The sequence below is a fragment of the Streptomyces sp. NPDC047049 genome (assembly GCF_040643995.1).
GTDB classification, from domain to species: Bacteria; Actinomycetota; Actinomycetes; order Streptomycetales; family Streptomycetaceae; genus Streptomyces; species Streptomyces mooreae.
This window is the reverse complement of record NZ_JBEYVM010000003.1, coordinates 251906-266196: the sequence shown is the minus strand read 5'-3', so window position 1 is coordinate 266196 and position 14291 is coordinate 251906. Positions and strand designations below refer to the sequence as shown.

The window sequence follows — 14291 nt, the reverse complement described above, 5'->3', positions numbered from 1 at the left end:
CGCTATCTCAGATGGACGATGGGACCGGAGACCGCTCCGGAAGCCCCCGAGATGGTGCACGAGCTGGAGTGCATGTCCTGCGACGCCGCAGCAGACCCCTCGGAAGAGTTCGAGACCGCACGCGACTGGGCTTCTCTCATACCGGCCAACACCCCTCGCACCGCGGGTACCGCGAGACCGTCACACGCTTCTGGCGCATGACGCCGACGGACGGTGAGTGCCTGTGAGACAGCGATTATTCAGCGTTCTAATCGTGGCCTTCTGAGCGGCGATAGTCGTGCCGCTTGTCGTCATCAGCACCCCTGACAACGGCTGACCCAAGACATGTGAGACCGGACCACCCCTCGCCTGGACAGCATCCGGGGTGGTCCGGTCCGGAGCCCTCGCGGACCCCGGTGCCGATGGTACTGGGGCCGCAGTCATGCCCGTTGACCGGCGGGGGGCCTGCCCCAGGTATTCAACTACTGCTCCTGGGAGTGACGTTCTGTGCAGCACGATCCGATGGATCCGAACTTCGACGGCGAGGCTCTGGAACCGGACGGCTGGATGTGGGTACGTGGAGTGGACTACGTGGCCGGCTGGCGAAGCGCGGTGGACGCTGCGACGGAGCTGAAGGGCGCCATGGATGAGGCGGGCATCGACACGACCGTGGTCATGTCGATGGCATCGACAACAACTGATGTCTCGGGAGTACTCCCGCTGTCGCTCCCTGTGGAAGCCGTGCTAGCTCTAGCCAACGCAGCGCGAGAGGAAGCGCTCAGGTGGCGAAGGGCTGGAGCTTAGGCAATCGAAGCTGCTGAAAGGGCTGTGCGCGCCGCTTCACGATCACTGCGTTGTAAGTTCACCCGGCCGTCTGCCGGCGCCGCTGCCCCGTACGCCCCGGGGCCGCACTGAACCGCTCAGGTCTACATCCGTCCGCCGCCGTTGATGTCAGCTATGGATGTCAGCCAGAGACGATTGACGACACTTTAGACACCCCGAAGAGACCGAGCACCTCAATGAGCGCGACACCGATCAGAATCAGACCGCACGCCAACGCAATAGCGATCACGCCCCATGAGCAGCCGCCGCCGCGTGGTACTCAGCGTCGTCGTCCCAGTCCTGCACGAGCCGCCTCGCCGGCCGCATGCAGCCGCTACGTGCACTCCGGGTACAGGCACGGTGGATCCAGTGTGGCAGATCGTTTATGGGGGGGGTGTCAACCGCTGTGGCCTTCTGTCGTGGCGGTCTACCTCGCACGGCCCAAGACGGCGCAGAGCCTTCGCGGAACTAGGTCTGGCTTGCGAACTCCACTGTTCATCAGTCCATTCGTATGTGCCGGACGGGCTCCCCTCGGTAGCCTAAGAGTGGTCGTGCGATGACACACTGTGGCAACGGATCGCCGCGAGCAACGCATGCCGCAACGAGGGAGGGGACCAGCGTGACGCAATCGGAGAGCACGGAACTCTCGGTTAAGGGCGAGAGCCTTCAGCAACTCTACAGCGATTACATCAAGAATCGATTTCTTGTAAACCGCCGTTACCAACGGAAGCTTGTTTGGGCTGTCGACGAAAAACAACGGCTCATCGATTCGGTCTTCAAGCGGCTTCCAATTCCCCTTATCCTTCTCGCTGAGGGGACTTACGAAGAGTTCGCACGCTTGGAGGTTATTGATGGATTGCAGCGACTTGACGCCATCTTTTCATTCATTGAGAATCAATACCCCGTGAATGGGAAGTACTTCGATGTCGAAACTCTGGCCGACACAAAATTTTTGAAGGATAGCGGACAACTTACCCAGCGACTCCCTGTCTGGGATCGGGCAGCCTGCAGAGACCTCACCAACTATCAGCTTCCGGTTTCCACCTATCGTTCGGCGAGCGAGTCTTCTGTTGATGAGGTCTTCAGGCGCATCAACTCATCCGGACGCCATCTGAGCCTGCAAGAGATCCGCCAAGCAGGCTCTACTGCCGAAATCGCGAGTCTCGTCCGAAGGATTAGCGCAGCGATTCGCGGAGATGCGTCGCTGACTGATTATGTCAACCTGCAAGACATGCCAAAGATCAGCATTACCAATAAAGATCTTGATTACGGCATCTACGACGCCGACATCTTTTGGGTCAAGCATGGAATTCTTTCACGCGACGCCGTCCGTGAGTCGCGCGATGAGGAACTGGTGCTCGACCTCCTGCTCGATCTAATTATTCACCCCTTCGCGTCGAGTGGAACGGAATATCGGAACGCCGCCTACAGCGAAGAACGCACGGCATCATCAACCTCGGCGATGTCAATCAGGGCACGAGTACTCACGATAGGAAGGGGGGAAATTGAACGCCGATTCATGGAGACCCTCGACCTAATTAAGGAGACTCTAGATACAGCCGGCGCACCATATTTCACTTGGACGGTGACGCAGCAGAATCCGCGTGGAGTCCCCAGGCATTTTCATGCCCTATTCGTTGCAGTCGAGCAACTTCTCCACGATGAGCGGCTCGTCCCCAAAAGCAAGGAGCTGTTCGCGCAGGCGTTGAAAGGGTTTTGGGACAAGGATCTAAGTGTGCCAGGTGGCGGGAATTGGGGCAGCGTCCGTAAGACCGCTCTCGTTGAAGCTGTAAAGGGTTCCCTAAGGGCAGCATTCGAGCCCACTACCGACGAACACGAATTGCAGCTTCAAGCACAAGCATTGCGGTTCGAGTCAACACTTCGAATGGCCTTGACGGAGGAGTCCCTCTTTGAGCTGAAGCAAGGATTTTGCACTGTAAAGGATCCTTCACAGTTCGACGAAGGCAGCTTTGCGAAAATCATGAAAATCGCATCAGCGATGGCAAACGTCAAAGCTGGCGCCAAGGGCGTAATCTTCATCGGAGTTGCCGATGACGCGGATGATGCCGCCTCCATCAAGAGGCTTGCTGGGATAGACGGATATCGGATCGACCACTTTCATGTGACCGGCACCCAGCACGAGATGGAAGCGATGGGGCGAACCATCGACGAACATTTTCGCTGGCTTGTGGGCAAAATTAAGAGCTCCAAGCTAGAAAAGCACTTTGCCGACTCTCTTGCCTCTACCCTTTCGCCTTTCAGGTACCGCGATTACGTGCTGTGGAAACTGGAGCCTTCAGCCACGAGTTCGCCGGTGATGTACGACGGCAGCTTCTATGTCCGAAATGGCCCGATGACTGAAGAAGTCACAGGAAGCGCTTTGATCGATATGGTCCGAAGGTTTCCCGCAGCGTAATTTGTAGGCGAGTGGAGCGGATTTCCCATCGCGATTGTGGCAGCAATCAGCGCCGTCCGCCGGTCGACAACCCACAGCCCCGCGTGCCGCCCCGAAATTGAACTCATAGTCCCGCGTCGGATTGGTAGGGGATGCATGGGGAGGCGACTTGAGCCGAGACGTCGGCCACTCCAGTCGTCGACCTCGTAAACAACTCAGGCCGGGGCAACAATGGCCGGTACGAGCGCAATCGTTTTCACTGCTCATTGGGCACTGCTCGGGAAGCCCTGCTGAGGGGCGCTGCACACGTGGGGCCGCATTGACAGGGAGCGGTGCAACGACCGTCGGCCGATCCATCCGACGGCCTACGAGCTGATCGGCAGCTCCCGAGCTCGCTGGCGCGCTCGGGCCCGTAGCTCCTTCAAGCGGTTGTGGAAATCGTTGTGGCGGTTCTGGTCGAGGTTCAGCGGGACGTCGAGTTGTGAGATGAGCTGTGACTCCAAGGTCCATGGTTCGTTTTGTTCGATCCAGCACACTCGCGCGTTGTCCGCCATCCATTGGCTCAGGGTGGCTTCGCCGGCCCTGCCGAAGGTCATCCGCCTACCGCTGCCCACGCGGCGCAGCTCAAGTCCGAGCAGACAACCGAGAGTGAGCCGCAGCGTCGAGCCGGCCGCGTTGCCCCGGTAGTGGTAGCGCACCCGCTTGCGTAGGTTTTGGGTACTGGTCCGGTTGGCCATGTATCGCGGCGCTATGCCGACGTAGAGCAGACGTCCGGCGTCCAGTTCTGGGTAGGGCGGCTGCTGGAAGTGCCACCCGTAGACTCCTGCCGCCGCCGGGACAGGGCTCGGACACACCAAGACCTCCTGTGCCGACCACAATCGGTCGGGACTGACGAGAGCGGTAGCTTCCACGAAGCCTCCAGGCGTGCCACGGCTGACCGTCGCAGGCTACTGGTCGACGCTGACAGAACGCCTCTTGCTACGCAGATGCGTGACATCAGCTTGGAAAGTACATCTATGGTAAACGATGGCCTAGTTGAGTCGTCATCGCCGACAATGTAGCCGTGGGAGTGAGGGCATCGAAGTGGGCGGGACCGCTCTGCTTACTGTGTGCTGCGGCGGTCTTCTATGCCGTGCTGTCCGACGCGAATCAGAAGGAGGCGGCACGCACCGTGCCCACTGCAGGCAGACAGGGGGTATCTGTGGGCCGCATCCGGACCTCGACACCGAGCAGAATACGGACCTCACTCCCCACTTCTCCGATCCGGAGACGATTCCATTCGAGCTGTCCGATACCTTCCTCCCGGACGAGACCGTGGCAGGCAGGACTGTGATGTCCTGTACCGCAGGAGGTGACATACGCATCGTCCTGACCGCCGAAACGTACGTGGACGCGGTGGTGACGGTGGTTGGAGGGCCATACGACATCAGCGACTGGCAGGGCCGCGCCGTGGAGCTATCAGAAGAGCCGGTCAAGATCACTTTGAGAAATCCTGCCCCAGGGGATGCTTCCTCATGTTCGCCGGGCGGCTACACCGCGGACGTCAGGTCTGGGTAGAGCGGCGGCGGCCTCCGCGGAACCTCTCCGGTTGGTAAGCGCCGAAGTCGCGCTCTCAGCTTGGGCAGCTGAGGTGATCCAGGAGGCGTTGTCGGACTGAGTGCCCCTCGATGCGAACTACATGCAGCAAGGTTGCAGGGGTCACTCGGCCTGATCTACTGGCTTGCCAGGGTCGACGACAGCCGCCTGAGGCTGCAGCGGTTGCTGTGCTTCACTGCTATACAGCACAGGGGGCTGACGGCATGCTCGGTATCTCGCCGCGTAAGAATCAATGAGAACGCCAAGCCCCATGACCGCCACTACTCCGCCCAGAATCGCGATAGCTGGAGCCACCCAGTCGAGGGCGTTGCCCACCGCGGCCGCCACCTTGTGAACAATCCCGAACACCTTGACTGCGATCCAGCCGACCATCGGAACGCCGATCACCAAGGCGAGAATTAACGCGCCTACCCCATCGCCCTCCTCGGTCGCTTCTTTGACCTGCTGTTCGTCGAGTTCGGGGCTCTGCTTCGCCTCCTCGTCCGATGAAGGGAAGGCCACAGCGTCAGAAGAGATGATGTTCACGGTGATGTTGCCGTGCACGTCCCTACCGATGACCGTGCCGGGCCCGTTATTGATCTGTATCCGGCTAGGCTCTTTCACAGCCGCTAACCCCCGTTGATGGTCACGTTGCCGATCACGTCTCCACCAATGAAGGTTTCTGACCCTTCGTTGCGCTGCACCTGGATCGTGGGGCCGACCGCCGCCATCGCGCGCAGCCGTTCCAACGCTTCCGAGTCCTGCCCGGCGTAGACGGCCAAAGCCTGTGCCAGGGCATCTGCATCGCCTCGGGCTAGAGCGAGGAGGGCGCCCTCCTGCTGCTGAGGAGCTCGACGGAAGACGCCGACAAGGGCGGCACGGGCTCGGACCGCACCGCCGCGAACCATCTCCGCGATGAGTGTCGACGCCACACCAGTGGTCACGGCCATCAGCTCAGGGTCAGTCATGGATCGATTATGACAGGCCATCAACTGATCGTTAGCTGGCCGCTGTTAATTCAACTTCCCGCCTGCCGAACTGGGTCGTCGCCCCCCTCCGTCGATGTCAGGCGGGAACGGCATCAAGGCCGCAATCACGACCTCTTGAAAACTGTCGTGGCGGCAACGTCACCGTGGGTTCAAACCCCCCAGCCTCTGCAAGCTCAAGACAGCGAAACGGCCCCTGAACAGGAATGTTGGTCGGGGCCTTCGTCTTGCCCGCGCACCGCGATCGCCCAACCTTCCCGTGGTTCCCCGGTGGATCGGCCACGAGAGCGGCACGACTGCCGTCCGGTTGGGTGGGTTCGACCCAGCAGTCATTGGCTGCCGAATGACAGATCGAGACAGAGCTCTTCGCGCGTTTTGGTGAGCTCCGCCTGCTTTCCGATGCGCAGCGCATACTGTGTCGCTCCACCAGGTATCCCATTCACTTCTAGTGGGCCAGGTACAGCTGTTGCCGACAACCTTTCCTGCTGTGCCACCCTTAAGCTGGTCTTGCGCAAGCTGGTTACCTGAAAGATCGAATACCTTGACAGGCGCCCCGGGGCGGAGGTGTGCGACGTCATCGATACCAACGCAGCCTTCGTCCGCATGGGGCCACCCTCGTCAGGGCGGACGTGAACTGCCCGGTAGCCGTGGCTCCGGCCGGGGACCGGCTCGGCCTCGTCACCCTCGGTAGGCGCGCTCTCGATGCCATCATCCCCCGTTGCGACGGAGGTGCCATACCGGTGCCCCCAGGCGTTCACGCCACCGTGGTCCGGATTCCGTTGCGCTTCCTTCGTAGCCAGCCCTGGTTGCGCTTGCCCGGAAACACGTTGAACGAGACGTCTCGTCTCGTTTACCGTGAGGGCATGACGAACCCGAAGTCCCGCAGACGGGCCCATATCGCCATGTTCTCCATTGCCGCCCATGGGCATGTGAACCCGAGCCTCGAAGTGGTCCGTGAGCTCGTGGCCCGGGGGCACCGTGTCACGTACGCGATCCCGCACCTCTTCGAGGAGAAAGTGAGCGAGACCGGCGCCGAGCCCGTCCTGTACCGCACCACGTTGCCTTCGCCCGACGACGACCCGTCGGCGTGGGGGAGCACGCTGCTCGACAACGTCGAGCCGTTCCTCGACGACGCGATCCAGGCGCTGCCGCAGCTCATCACGGCGTATCAAGGCGATGAGCCGGACCTGGTGCTGCACGACATCACCTCGTACCCGGCGCGTGTCCTCGCTCACCGCTGGGGCGTGCCCGCGATCTCCCTCTCGCCGAACCTGGTCGCGTGGGAGGGGTACGAGGAGGAGGTGGCCGAGCCGATGTGGGCGGAGCCCAAGGCGACCGAGCGGGGCAGGGCGTACTACGAGAAGTTCACCGATTGGCTTGCCGAGAACGGAATCACGCAGCATCCTGACCCGTTCGTGGGCCGCCCCGGCCGCTCGATCGTGCTCATCCCGAAGGCGCTGCAGCCGAACGCCAACCGGGTCGATGAGAAGGTGCACTCGTTCGTCGGTGCCTGCCAGGGCGAGCGCGCCGCGCAGGGCGACTGGGAGCGGCCCGCGGACGCCGAGCGGGTGCTGCTGGTCTCGCTCGGCTCGGCCTTCACCAAGCAGCCCGCTTTCTACGGCGAGTGCGTCAAGGCGTTCGGCAACCTGCCGGGCTGGCATGTGGTGCTCCAGGTGGGCAAGCACGTCACGGCCGATGAGCTCGGAGAGGTTCCGGCGAACGTCGAAGTGCGCGACTGGGTACCGCAGTTGGCGATCCTGAAGAAGGCGGACGCCTTCATCACGCACGCCGGGGCGGGTGGCAGCCAGGAGGGGCTGGCCACCGCGACGCCCATGGTCGCCGTCCCGCAGGCCGCCGACCAGTTCGGCAACGCGGACGTGCTCCAGGGGCTCGGCGTGGCCCGTCACGTGCCGATGGACGAGGCCGACGCCGCCACCCTCCGCGCGGCAGTGCTCGCGCTCGTCGACGACCCGGAGGTGAGGGACCGCCTCGCGTCCATCCAGCGGGAGATGGCTGCCGAAGGCGGCACCCGGCGTGCGGCCGACCTCATCGAGGCCGAACTGCCCATGGGGTGAGGGCGCCAGGCGGCCGCAGCTCGTCACCGATGCGGTGCGCGAGGTCGTGGAGAAGGCTCGTCGTCGGCCGAGTGGTACGCCTTCGTCGTAGCCGCAGTCATGGTCGTAGTCGTAGTCGTAGCTGCGGTCGGGGTCGCAGTCGTAGCCGTCTTCGTCTTCGTAGTCCGGGCCGGTGTGGGCCGCTGCCACGGCCCCTCAGCCTCAAGCGAGTTGGCGCGGGCCCTACGCCTAGAGTCCTGTCATGGACTGGGTGGAGCGGGTGGGGAATCTGCGACAGTGGGCGCAGAACGGAGCGCGGGCGCCGCACAAGCCGCTGCTCATGCTCTATGCGCTGGGGCGGTTCCAGCGGTTGCCGCAGCAGCCGATGCGCTACTCGGAGATCGAGCGCGATCTGAGCGAGCTGCTGCGGGATTACGGCCCCACGCACCGGACGTCGCCCTCCTATCCGTTCCACCATCTCGTCAGTGACGGGGTGTGGGAGGTGCGTACCGACAGCGGGGACGGCAGTCCGGGGGCAGGGGTGCGGGCGCTGCGGGAGAGCGGGGCGCGGGGGCAGCTGGCCGCTGGGCTGCGCGGCGCGCTGGCCGACGATCCGGCGCTGCTCGGCCAGTTGGCCCAACTGCTGCTGGACCGGCACTTCCCGCCGTCGGCTCACCCGGACATCGCCGCGGCCGTCGGGCTCGACCTGGAGGCGGCGGAGGGCATACGGGTCGCCTCCGGGCCGGTCCCGGGGCGCCGGCGGGCGGCCGAGCTGCGCGGGCGGGTGCTCATCGCCTATGAGTACCGGTGCGCTTTCTGCGGCTTCGACGGTTCGATCGGCCGGGTGCCGGTCGGACTGGAGGCCGCCCACGTCCAATGGTGGGCCTTTCGCGGACCCGATGAACTCGCCAACTGTCTGTGCCTGTGCTCACTGCACCACAAGCTGTTCGACAGAGGGGTGCTGGGCCTGGATCCCGGTCGGCGGATCACGGTCTCCCAGGAGTTCACCGGGCCCAGCCGGGCGGCGCGCGAGCAGGTACTCGGCCTCTCCGGACAGGCCGTCATCGGGCCGCAGCGGGGCAGTGCACAGGTCGCCCCCGCTTACATCACCTGGCATACCGCGCAGGTGTTCCGTGGTGAGCCCCGGGTGCCGGAGTGCGTGTGAGGGCTGCGGCCCGGGTGCGTCCGGATGTGTCCGGGTGTGTCGGGGGTGCGTGCGGGGTGTGTGCGGGGTGTGTGCATCGGCGGTCAGTGGGTGGCCGGAGGTGTGGCGGGGCCGGGGTGTGAGCCGTAGGCCTTCAGGAAGCGGTCGCGGAAGGTGTCCATCCGCCAGACCGGAGCTTTGTGGCCGGGGTTGAGGCTCGGAGTCCAGTGCCAGTCGGAGATGCGCTTCAGGACGTCGGGGTCGTGGGCGACGATCGCCACCGGGACGTCCCTGCTGGCGTGGTCGCCGGAGACCTTGGCGACGGGCTGGTGGTCGCCGAGGAAGACCAGCACGGTGTTCTTGTTGCCGTACTTCTCGACGTACGAGATGAGGCTGTTCAGGGAGTACTGGATGGACTTGCCGTACTCGGTGCGCACCTTGTCGGTCTGCTGCCACACGTCCACGGGACGCTTGCCGGCCTTCTCGATGCTGTTGTAGACGGAGCCGTCGCCGACCTTGTCCCAGCCGAGCGTCTTGGGGAGGGGCGCCCAGGGGTTGTGGCTGGAGGTCAGGATGATCTCGGACATCAGGGGCTTGTGGTGCGGTTTGCCGTGCTCCAGGCGCTCGAAGGCGGCGAGGCTGTACTGGTCGGGCATCGTCGACCAGCTGAACTTGGGGCCCTTGTAGCCGAGTTCCCGGGAGTCGTAGACGTGGTCGAGGCCGTAGAACTTGGCCTCCGGCCAGCTCTTGGTGACGCCGGGCATGATGCCGACGGTGCGCCAGGCGCCGGTGCGTTTGAAGGCGCTGGTGAGGGTCAGGTGATCGCCCGCGGTGACGGTGCGGTAGCGCTGCTGGTTGTCGATCCACAGGCCGGACAGGAAGGTGGAGTGGCCCAGCCAGCTGCTGCCGCCGTACGTCGCCGAGGTGAGCCAGCCGCTGCGGGCGGAGTAGCCGGCCGCCCGCAGCCGTTCGGTCCCCTTGGCGAGCGTGGCGTCGACGCCCGGGGCCATCAGCTTGTCCTGGACCGCGCTGCGTCCGTAGCTCTCGATGAAGGTGAAGATGACGTCCTTGCCACGCAGCGCGGGCAGCAGCCGGTTTCCCGGTGTGTGGTGGTAGGGGTCGCTCGCGGCTTCCTTGGCGAATGCCCGCTCGTCCTTGAGGGTCGCACTCACGCCGTCCATGCGGGCCTGGACGAGGTCGGAGGTGCTGCGGGAGGCGACCGGCGCACCGGCGATCTGCAGGCCGAGGGCCGCGGAGAGGACCCAGGCGGTGCCGAGGACGAGGGTGGTGCCGGCCGCCCTGGTGGCGTGCCGGGCCATGAGGTTGCTGAGCCGCACGACCGCCAGTGCGGGGAGGACGAGCAGGGCGAGGACGAGGAGTACGGCCGCGATCTCGACTCCGATCGTGCCCGTGCGGCCTATGGAGTCCTGGAGGAAGGAGGCGCCGTCGCCGAGCAGGACCCAGTCGAACACCACGTTGAACCCCCGGCCCAGCACCTCGATGAAGCCGATGTCGAGGAGGTCCAGGAGGGTCAGCAGGCCGAGCACGACTCCCGCGAGCACCGCGGCCACCCGCCGCGCCGTCTGCGGCAGGAGGAGCAGCAGGGCGGCGCCGGTTATCCCTTCTACCGGTATGCGGATGAATTCGGCGGGTGTGAGGCGGTTCGGGTCGTTCGGCAGCAGGAGGGTGACGAGCACCAGCGCGGCGGCCAGGGCGGTGGTCGTCCACGCCGCTGTCCGCGCCAGGGCCGGGTGGCGGTCGCGCCAGCCGCGGTCCGGGAGGGGGGCGGCGCGGACTGTGGGCGCATTCGGGGCGGCGTCGCGGTCAGTGTCCGGGGCATCCGGCGCGTGCTCCGCCGGACCGTTGGGGCCGTCCTGGGGCAAGTCCCCGGCCGGTGGCGCCTGCTTCTCCTGTGTCGGCTGGTCAGAGCGCGTGAAGTGCGACAACCCGAAGGTCCTTCCGTGCGAGGCCCGGTGGTGGCGCGGCGGACCGGACTCGGGAGGTCGGCGCCGTCGCTATCTGTACGGGCGGCCGGAGGCGTGTGTTCAATCGGGCGGCCATACGGCGCAGGAGGACGCGGGAGGGGAGGCGAGGAGGGGAGAGGGAGGGCCGGGCCGTCCCCCGATCGGCCCGGCCCTTCCCTCTCCCCTCCCCCGCGGCTCCGGTCCGTGGCGTAGGCCGATGGCGCCGGCCGGTGGACGGTGAGCCGTCAGACCGCGGCCGGCTGCTCCGTGGCCGTCTGGCCGGCGACCGCGTGACGGAGGCGGCGGCGCTTTGTCACGAGGACCGCGGTCCGGGTGACAACCATGGCAAGTGACATGAAGACAAAGGCATTGGCGTAGACATCGGGGCCACTGAGCTGGTTTTCGATGCTGAAGCGGACCAGGCCTTCGGCGAACCAGTGCTCGGCACCGTAAGCGAAAAGGACGCGGGCGGTGGAAAGGACGATCCAGACCAGGGCGTAACCGAATCCGCCGGTGGTGTAGATCTGGCCGTCACTGCCGCGGTGGGCGGGGAGGAGTACGCCGGCGATCAGGCCGCAGATCACGCCCACGCCACAGCCTATGAGCTGAAACGAAGGTGCGTTCCCGGACGTCGGCAGGGAGTGCACAAAGAGCGCAATGACGACGGCGACCGCTAGCACGGAGCGCAGCATGCGCATGTTGGTGACCCGGCGACGGCCCAGGTCGGTCGCCAGGATGATGGTGAGGATGGTGACACTGGCGATGAGTGCAGTGGCGAACTGACTCAGGTGGTCCATGGAAATCCGGGCCTTTCTGCGGTGCTGCGAATGGTCTTGCCGGGTGGGTGCGCTGCGGTTCGGAGAGTTCCCCGTGCGGGAGTTCCGGCGGTTGGCGGATTCCCTTGTCCGGAGTTTTGCCCTGGGGATTTCCCTGGGGCTTTCCCTGAGTCTTGTCCGGGTTTCCTTCCGGGGTTTCTTCCGGGGTTTCTTCCGGGGTCTTCTTCGAGGCCGTGAGGGCCGTCAACGACGTTATGGGGCGGCGAGGTTGACGGGGAACGACCGACCGGTGGATTCGGCTGTCCACCGGTCGGTGGACAGCGCGGCGCCGCGGAGGAGGGTGATAGGACTGGGCGCGCGGCCCCACTCGCTCTCTCAGGTGCGGGGCGCTCATATTCAGGGGGACACGGTGGTATCCAGGGAGACACGGTGACGGCTGAGGCGCGGCGCGCGCCCGAGGCGCGGGTGCGGTGGTTCGGGCTGTGGGACAGCTACTTCGTGATCTGCTATCTGGTCACCACGGGGCTGGTGTTCGCCTCCGGGGACCCCGCGGGCTCCGGGGCCTCCGGGGTCCCGCAGGGCGGTCGGGTGGTCGCCATCGCCGCGCTGACGCTGATCGTGCCCTGGTATGCGGGCATCGGGCGGCCGTTGATGCTGCGTCACGAGACCGACCGGCGGAACGTCATCTTTCCCGTCGGGCTCTTCGTGCTGTTCGGGAGCGCCACCGCCGTCGATCTGATGAGTTCGTTCGCCCTGTTCGGCCTCATTCCGATGCTGATGATGAGCCTGGCGACCAGACCGGCGCTGGTGGCCGGCGTCCTCGGCAACCTCGTCCCCGTGACGGTGCTGTGGCTGCGCGGCGGCACCGCGGGACCTGTCGTGATGTTCGTGCTGCTGGCTTCGCTGCTCGGGATCGCCCTGTCGGTAATCCTCGGGCTGTGGATCAAGCGGGTGGTACGGCAGAACAAGGAGCACGCCGAACTCATCGAGGAGCTGCGGCAGAACCGCGAGCAGGTGGCCCGCCTGTCGCACCAGGCCGGGATCTTCGCCGAACGCGAGCGGCTGGCACGGGAGATCCATGACACCCTCGCGCAGAGCCTGACCAGCATCATCAGCCTGGTGCAGGCCGCGGATTCGGAGGTGGAGGGTGCCCCCGCCGTCGCCCGGAAACACCTCGCGCTGGTCGGGCGGGTGGCCAAGGAGAGCCTGGTCGAGGCGCGCGCTTTCGTGGCCGACCGGACGCCTGCGACCCTGCGGGAGAGCTCCTTGGCGCAGGCGCTGCGGCGGCAGGCGGACGGACTGACCGCGGAGAGCGGGCTGCTGGTGCGGTTCGCCGTCGAGGGCAATGAGCGGCCGCTGCCGATGGCGGTCAATGTCGTACTGCTGCGTGCCGCGCAGGAGGCCGGGGCGAATGTGCGCAAGCACGCCGATGCCCGCGCGGTGGAGCTGACGCTCCGGTACGGCGCGGGGCAGGTCGTGCTCCGTGTGGCCGATGACGGCAAGGGGTTCGATGCGAACGCGGGGGCGGGGGCGGGAGTGGCAACGGCAGCGGGAGTGGCCGGGAGGGAACAGGTGCGCGGGGCGCCGGGACAGGGCCAGGGCGACGGCGGTGGCTTCGGGCTGCGGGGCATGGCGGCGCGGGTGGCACAGACCGGTGGCGTACTGGACGTGATGAGCGAGCCGGGGGTGGGCACCACCGTCGAGGTGACAGTGCCCTTGGAGGAGACCGCGGACGGGACGGTGGACGAGACCGCGGACCGGACGACGGCGCCGGCCGTGGACGAGACCGCGGACCGGACGACGGCGCCGGCTGCGGCGGGGCATCGGGTGAAGGCGGGGCATCGGGTGAAGGCGGGCCCTCGCGCGAAGGCGGCGGATGATGAGCGCTGAGGACACGGTCGCGGTGCGGGTGCTGCTCGCCGACGATCATCCCGTCGTCCGCGAGGGCCTGTGCGCGATCCTGGAGTCCGATCCGGGCATCGAGGTGGTGGGGCAGGCGGGCTCCGGCGAGGAAGCCGTGACGCTGGCGACCCGGCTGCTGCCGGACGTCGTGCTGCTCGATCTGCGGATGGGCGGGATGGACGGGGTCGCCGCCACGGGGCACATCCTCCGGCAGGCGCCGCGCAGCAAGGTGGTCATCGTCACCACCTACGAGGACGACTCCGACATCCTGCGGGCCGTGGAGGCGGGCGCGGCCGGCTATCTCCTCAAGGGGAGTTCCCGGGCCGAGCTGATCGAGGCCGTGCACGGTGCGGCGCGCGGGGGGACCGTGCTGACCCCGTCGCTGGCCACCAAGCTGTTCCGGGCGCGGGCGGTGGAGCCGACGCCGCTGTCCGCCCGGGAGTGCGAGGTCCTGCGGCTGGTCAGCCAGGGACTGACCAATGCCGACATCGGCCGGGAGCTGTTCATCGGTGAGGCCACGGTGAAGACGCACCTCCTGCGCGCGTTCAAGAAGCTGGAGGTGTCGGACCGCACGGCGGCCGTGATCACGGCTCTGGAGCGCGGGTTGCTGGCGTGACACGGGTTGCCGGCGTCACGTCTGCGTGGGTCAGGGCCGCACACGTGCGTGGCCAGGGCCGCACACGTGCGTCGGTCA

11 protein-coding genes are annotated in these 14291 nt (G+C 65.9%); 6 read left to right on the top strand and 5 right to left on the bottom strand.

Translation table 11 applies throughout. The annotated features are described in order from the left end of the window. Positions 1–501 precede the first annotated feature (501 nt). On the top strand, positions 502–783 hold the full coding sequence (locus ABZ851_RS09115) for a hypothetical protein (RefSeq protein WP_361124255.1): 282 nt from the start codon (positions 502–504) through the stop codon (positions 781–783). Between the two features lie 637 nt (positions 784–1420). Beyond that, complete coding sequence (locus ABZ851_RS09110; RefSeq protein WP_361124253.1) at positions 1421–3217, top strand: DUF262 domain-containing protein; 1797 nt, start codon at positions 1421–1423, stop codon at positions 3215–3217. A gap of 344 nt (positions 3218–3561) precedes the next feature. Here the strand turns inward: ABZ851_RS09110 and ABZ851_RS09105 are convergent, their stop codons facing one another. The 3 genes from ABZ851_RS09105 to ABZ851_RS09095 all read right to left on the bottom strand — a co-directional run bounded on the left by ABZ851_RS09105 (position 3562) and on the right by ABZ851_RS09095 (position 5739). Further along, the gene (locus tag ABZ851_RS09105; protein WP_361124251.1) at positions 3562–3933 is read right to left on the bottom strand and encodes a GIY-YIG nuclease family protein; all 372 of its coding nucleotides are present in this window, start codon (positions 3931–3933) and stop codon (positions 3562–3564) included. Between the two features lie 961 nt (positions 3934–4894). Further along, the gene (locus ABZ851_RS09100) at positions 4895–5335 is read right to left on the bottom strand and encodes a hypothetical protein (protein WP_361124249.1); all 441 of its coding nucleotides are present in this window, start codon (positions 5333–5335) and stop codon (positions 4895–4897) included. Positions 5336–5400: 65 nt separating this feature from the next. After that, complete coding sequence (locus ABZ851_RS09095) at positions 5401–5739, bottom strand: hypothetical protein (protein ID WP_361124247.1); 339 nt, start codon at positions 5737–5739, stop codon at positions 5401–5403. A gap of 881 nt (positions 5740–6620) precedes the next feature. Here ABZ851_RS09095 and mgt point away from each other — a divergent pair. Further along, positions 6621–7832: a macrolide-inactivating glycosyltransferase gene (mgt, locus tag ABZ851_RS09090; RefSeq protein WP_361124245.1), complete on the top strand. Its 1212-nt coding sequence runs from the start codon at positions 6621–6623 to the stop codon at positions 7830–7832. Between the two features lie 241 nt (positions 7833–8073). After that, positions 8074–8976, top strand: a complete 903-nt coding sequence (locus ABZ851_RS09085) for a phosphorothioated DNA-binding restriction endonuclease (RefSeq protein ID WP_361124243.1) — start codon at positions 8074–8076, stop codon at positions 8974–8976. 83 nt (positions 8977–9059) lie between these two features. On the opposite strand, the gene ABZ851_RS09080 is transcribed toward ABZ851_RS09085, so the two are convergent. Both ABZ851_RS09080 and ABZ851_RS09075 read right to left on the bottom strand, forming a co-directional pair. Then, on the bottom strand, positions 9060–10901 hold the full coding sequence (locus tag ABZ851_RS09080) for a sulfatase (protein ID WP_361124241.1): 1842 nt from the start codon (positions 10899–10901) through the stop codon (positions 9060–9062). A 263-nt stretch (positions 10902–11164) separates the two neighbouring features. After that, entirely contained in the window at positions 11165–11716 is a 552-nt protein-coding gene (locus tag ABZ851_RS09075) for a hypothetical protein (RefSeq protein WP_361124239.1), read from the bottom strand. A 408-nt stretch (positions 11717–12124) separates the two neighbouring features. Between ABZ851_RS09075 and ABZ851_RS09070 the strand changes: the two genes are divergently transcribed. Both ABZ851_RS09070 and ABZ851_RS09065 read left to right on the top strand, forming a co-directional pair. After that, the gene (locus ABZ851_RS09070; RefSeq protein WP_361124237.1) at positions 12125–13585 is read left to right on the top strand and encodes a sensor histidine kinase; all 1461 of its coding nucleotides are present in this window, start codon (positions 12125–12127) and stop codon (positions 13583–13585) included. Continuing rightward, complete coding sequence (locus ABZ851_RS09065) at positions 13575–14213, top strand: response regulator transcription factor (RefSeq protein ID WP_361124235.1); 639 nt, start codon at positions 13575–13577, stop codon at positions 14211–14213. Before ABZ851_RS09070 ends, ABZ851_RS09065 begins: the two co-directional genes overlap by 11 nt. Positions 14214–14291 lie beyond the last annotated feature (78 nt).

Coding starts and splice junctions, on each gene's coding strand:
- ABZ851_RS09105 (WP_361124251.1), bottom strand. CDS start 3,933: ATGGCCAACCGGACCAGTACCCAAAACCTACGCAAGCGGGTGCGCTAC.
- ABZ851_RS09065 (WP_361124235.1), top strand. CDS start 13,575: ATGAGCGCTGAGGACACGGTCGCGGTGCGGGTGCTGCTCGCCGACGAT.
- ABZ851_RS09115 (WP_361124255.1), top strand. CDS start 502: ATGGATCCGAACTTCGACGGCGAGGCTCTGGAACCGGACGGCTGGATG.
- mgt (WP_361124245.1), top strand. CDS start 6,621: ATGACGAACCCGAAGTCCCGCAGACGGGCCCATATCGCCATGTTCTCC.
- ABZ851_RS09075 (WP_361124239.1), bottom strand. CDS start 11,716: ATGGACCACCTGAGTCAGTTCGCCACTGCACTCATCGCCAGTGTCACC.
- ABZ851_RS09085 (WP_361124243.1), top strand. CDS start 8,074: ATGGACTGGGTGGAGCGGGTGGGGAATCTGCGACAGTGGGCGCAGAAC.
- ABZ851_RS09095 (WP_361124247.1), bottom strand. CDS start 5,739: ATGACTGACCCTGAGCTGATGGCCGTGACCACTGGTGTGGCGTCGACA.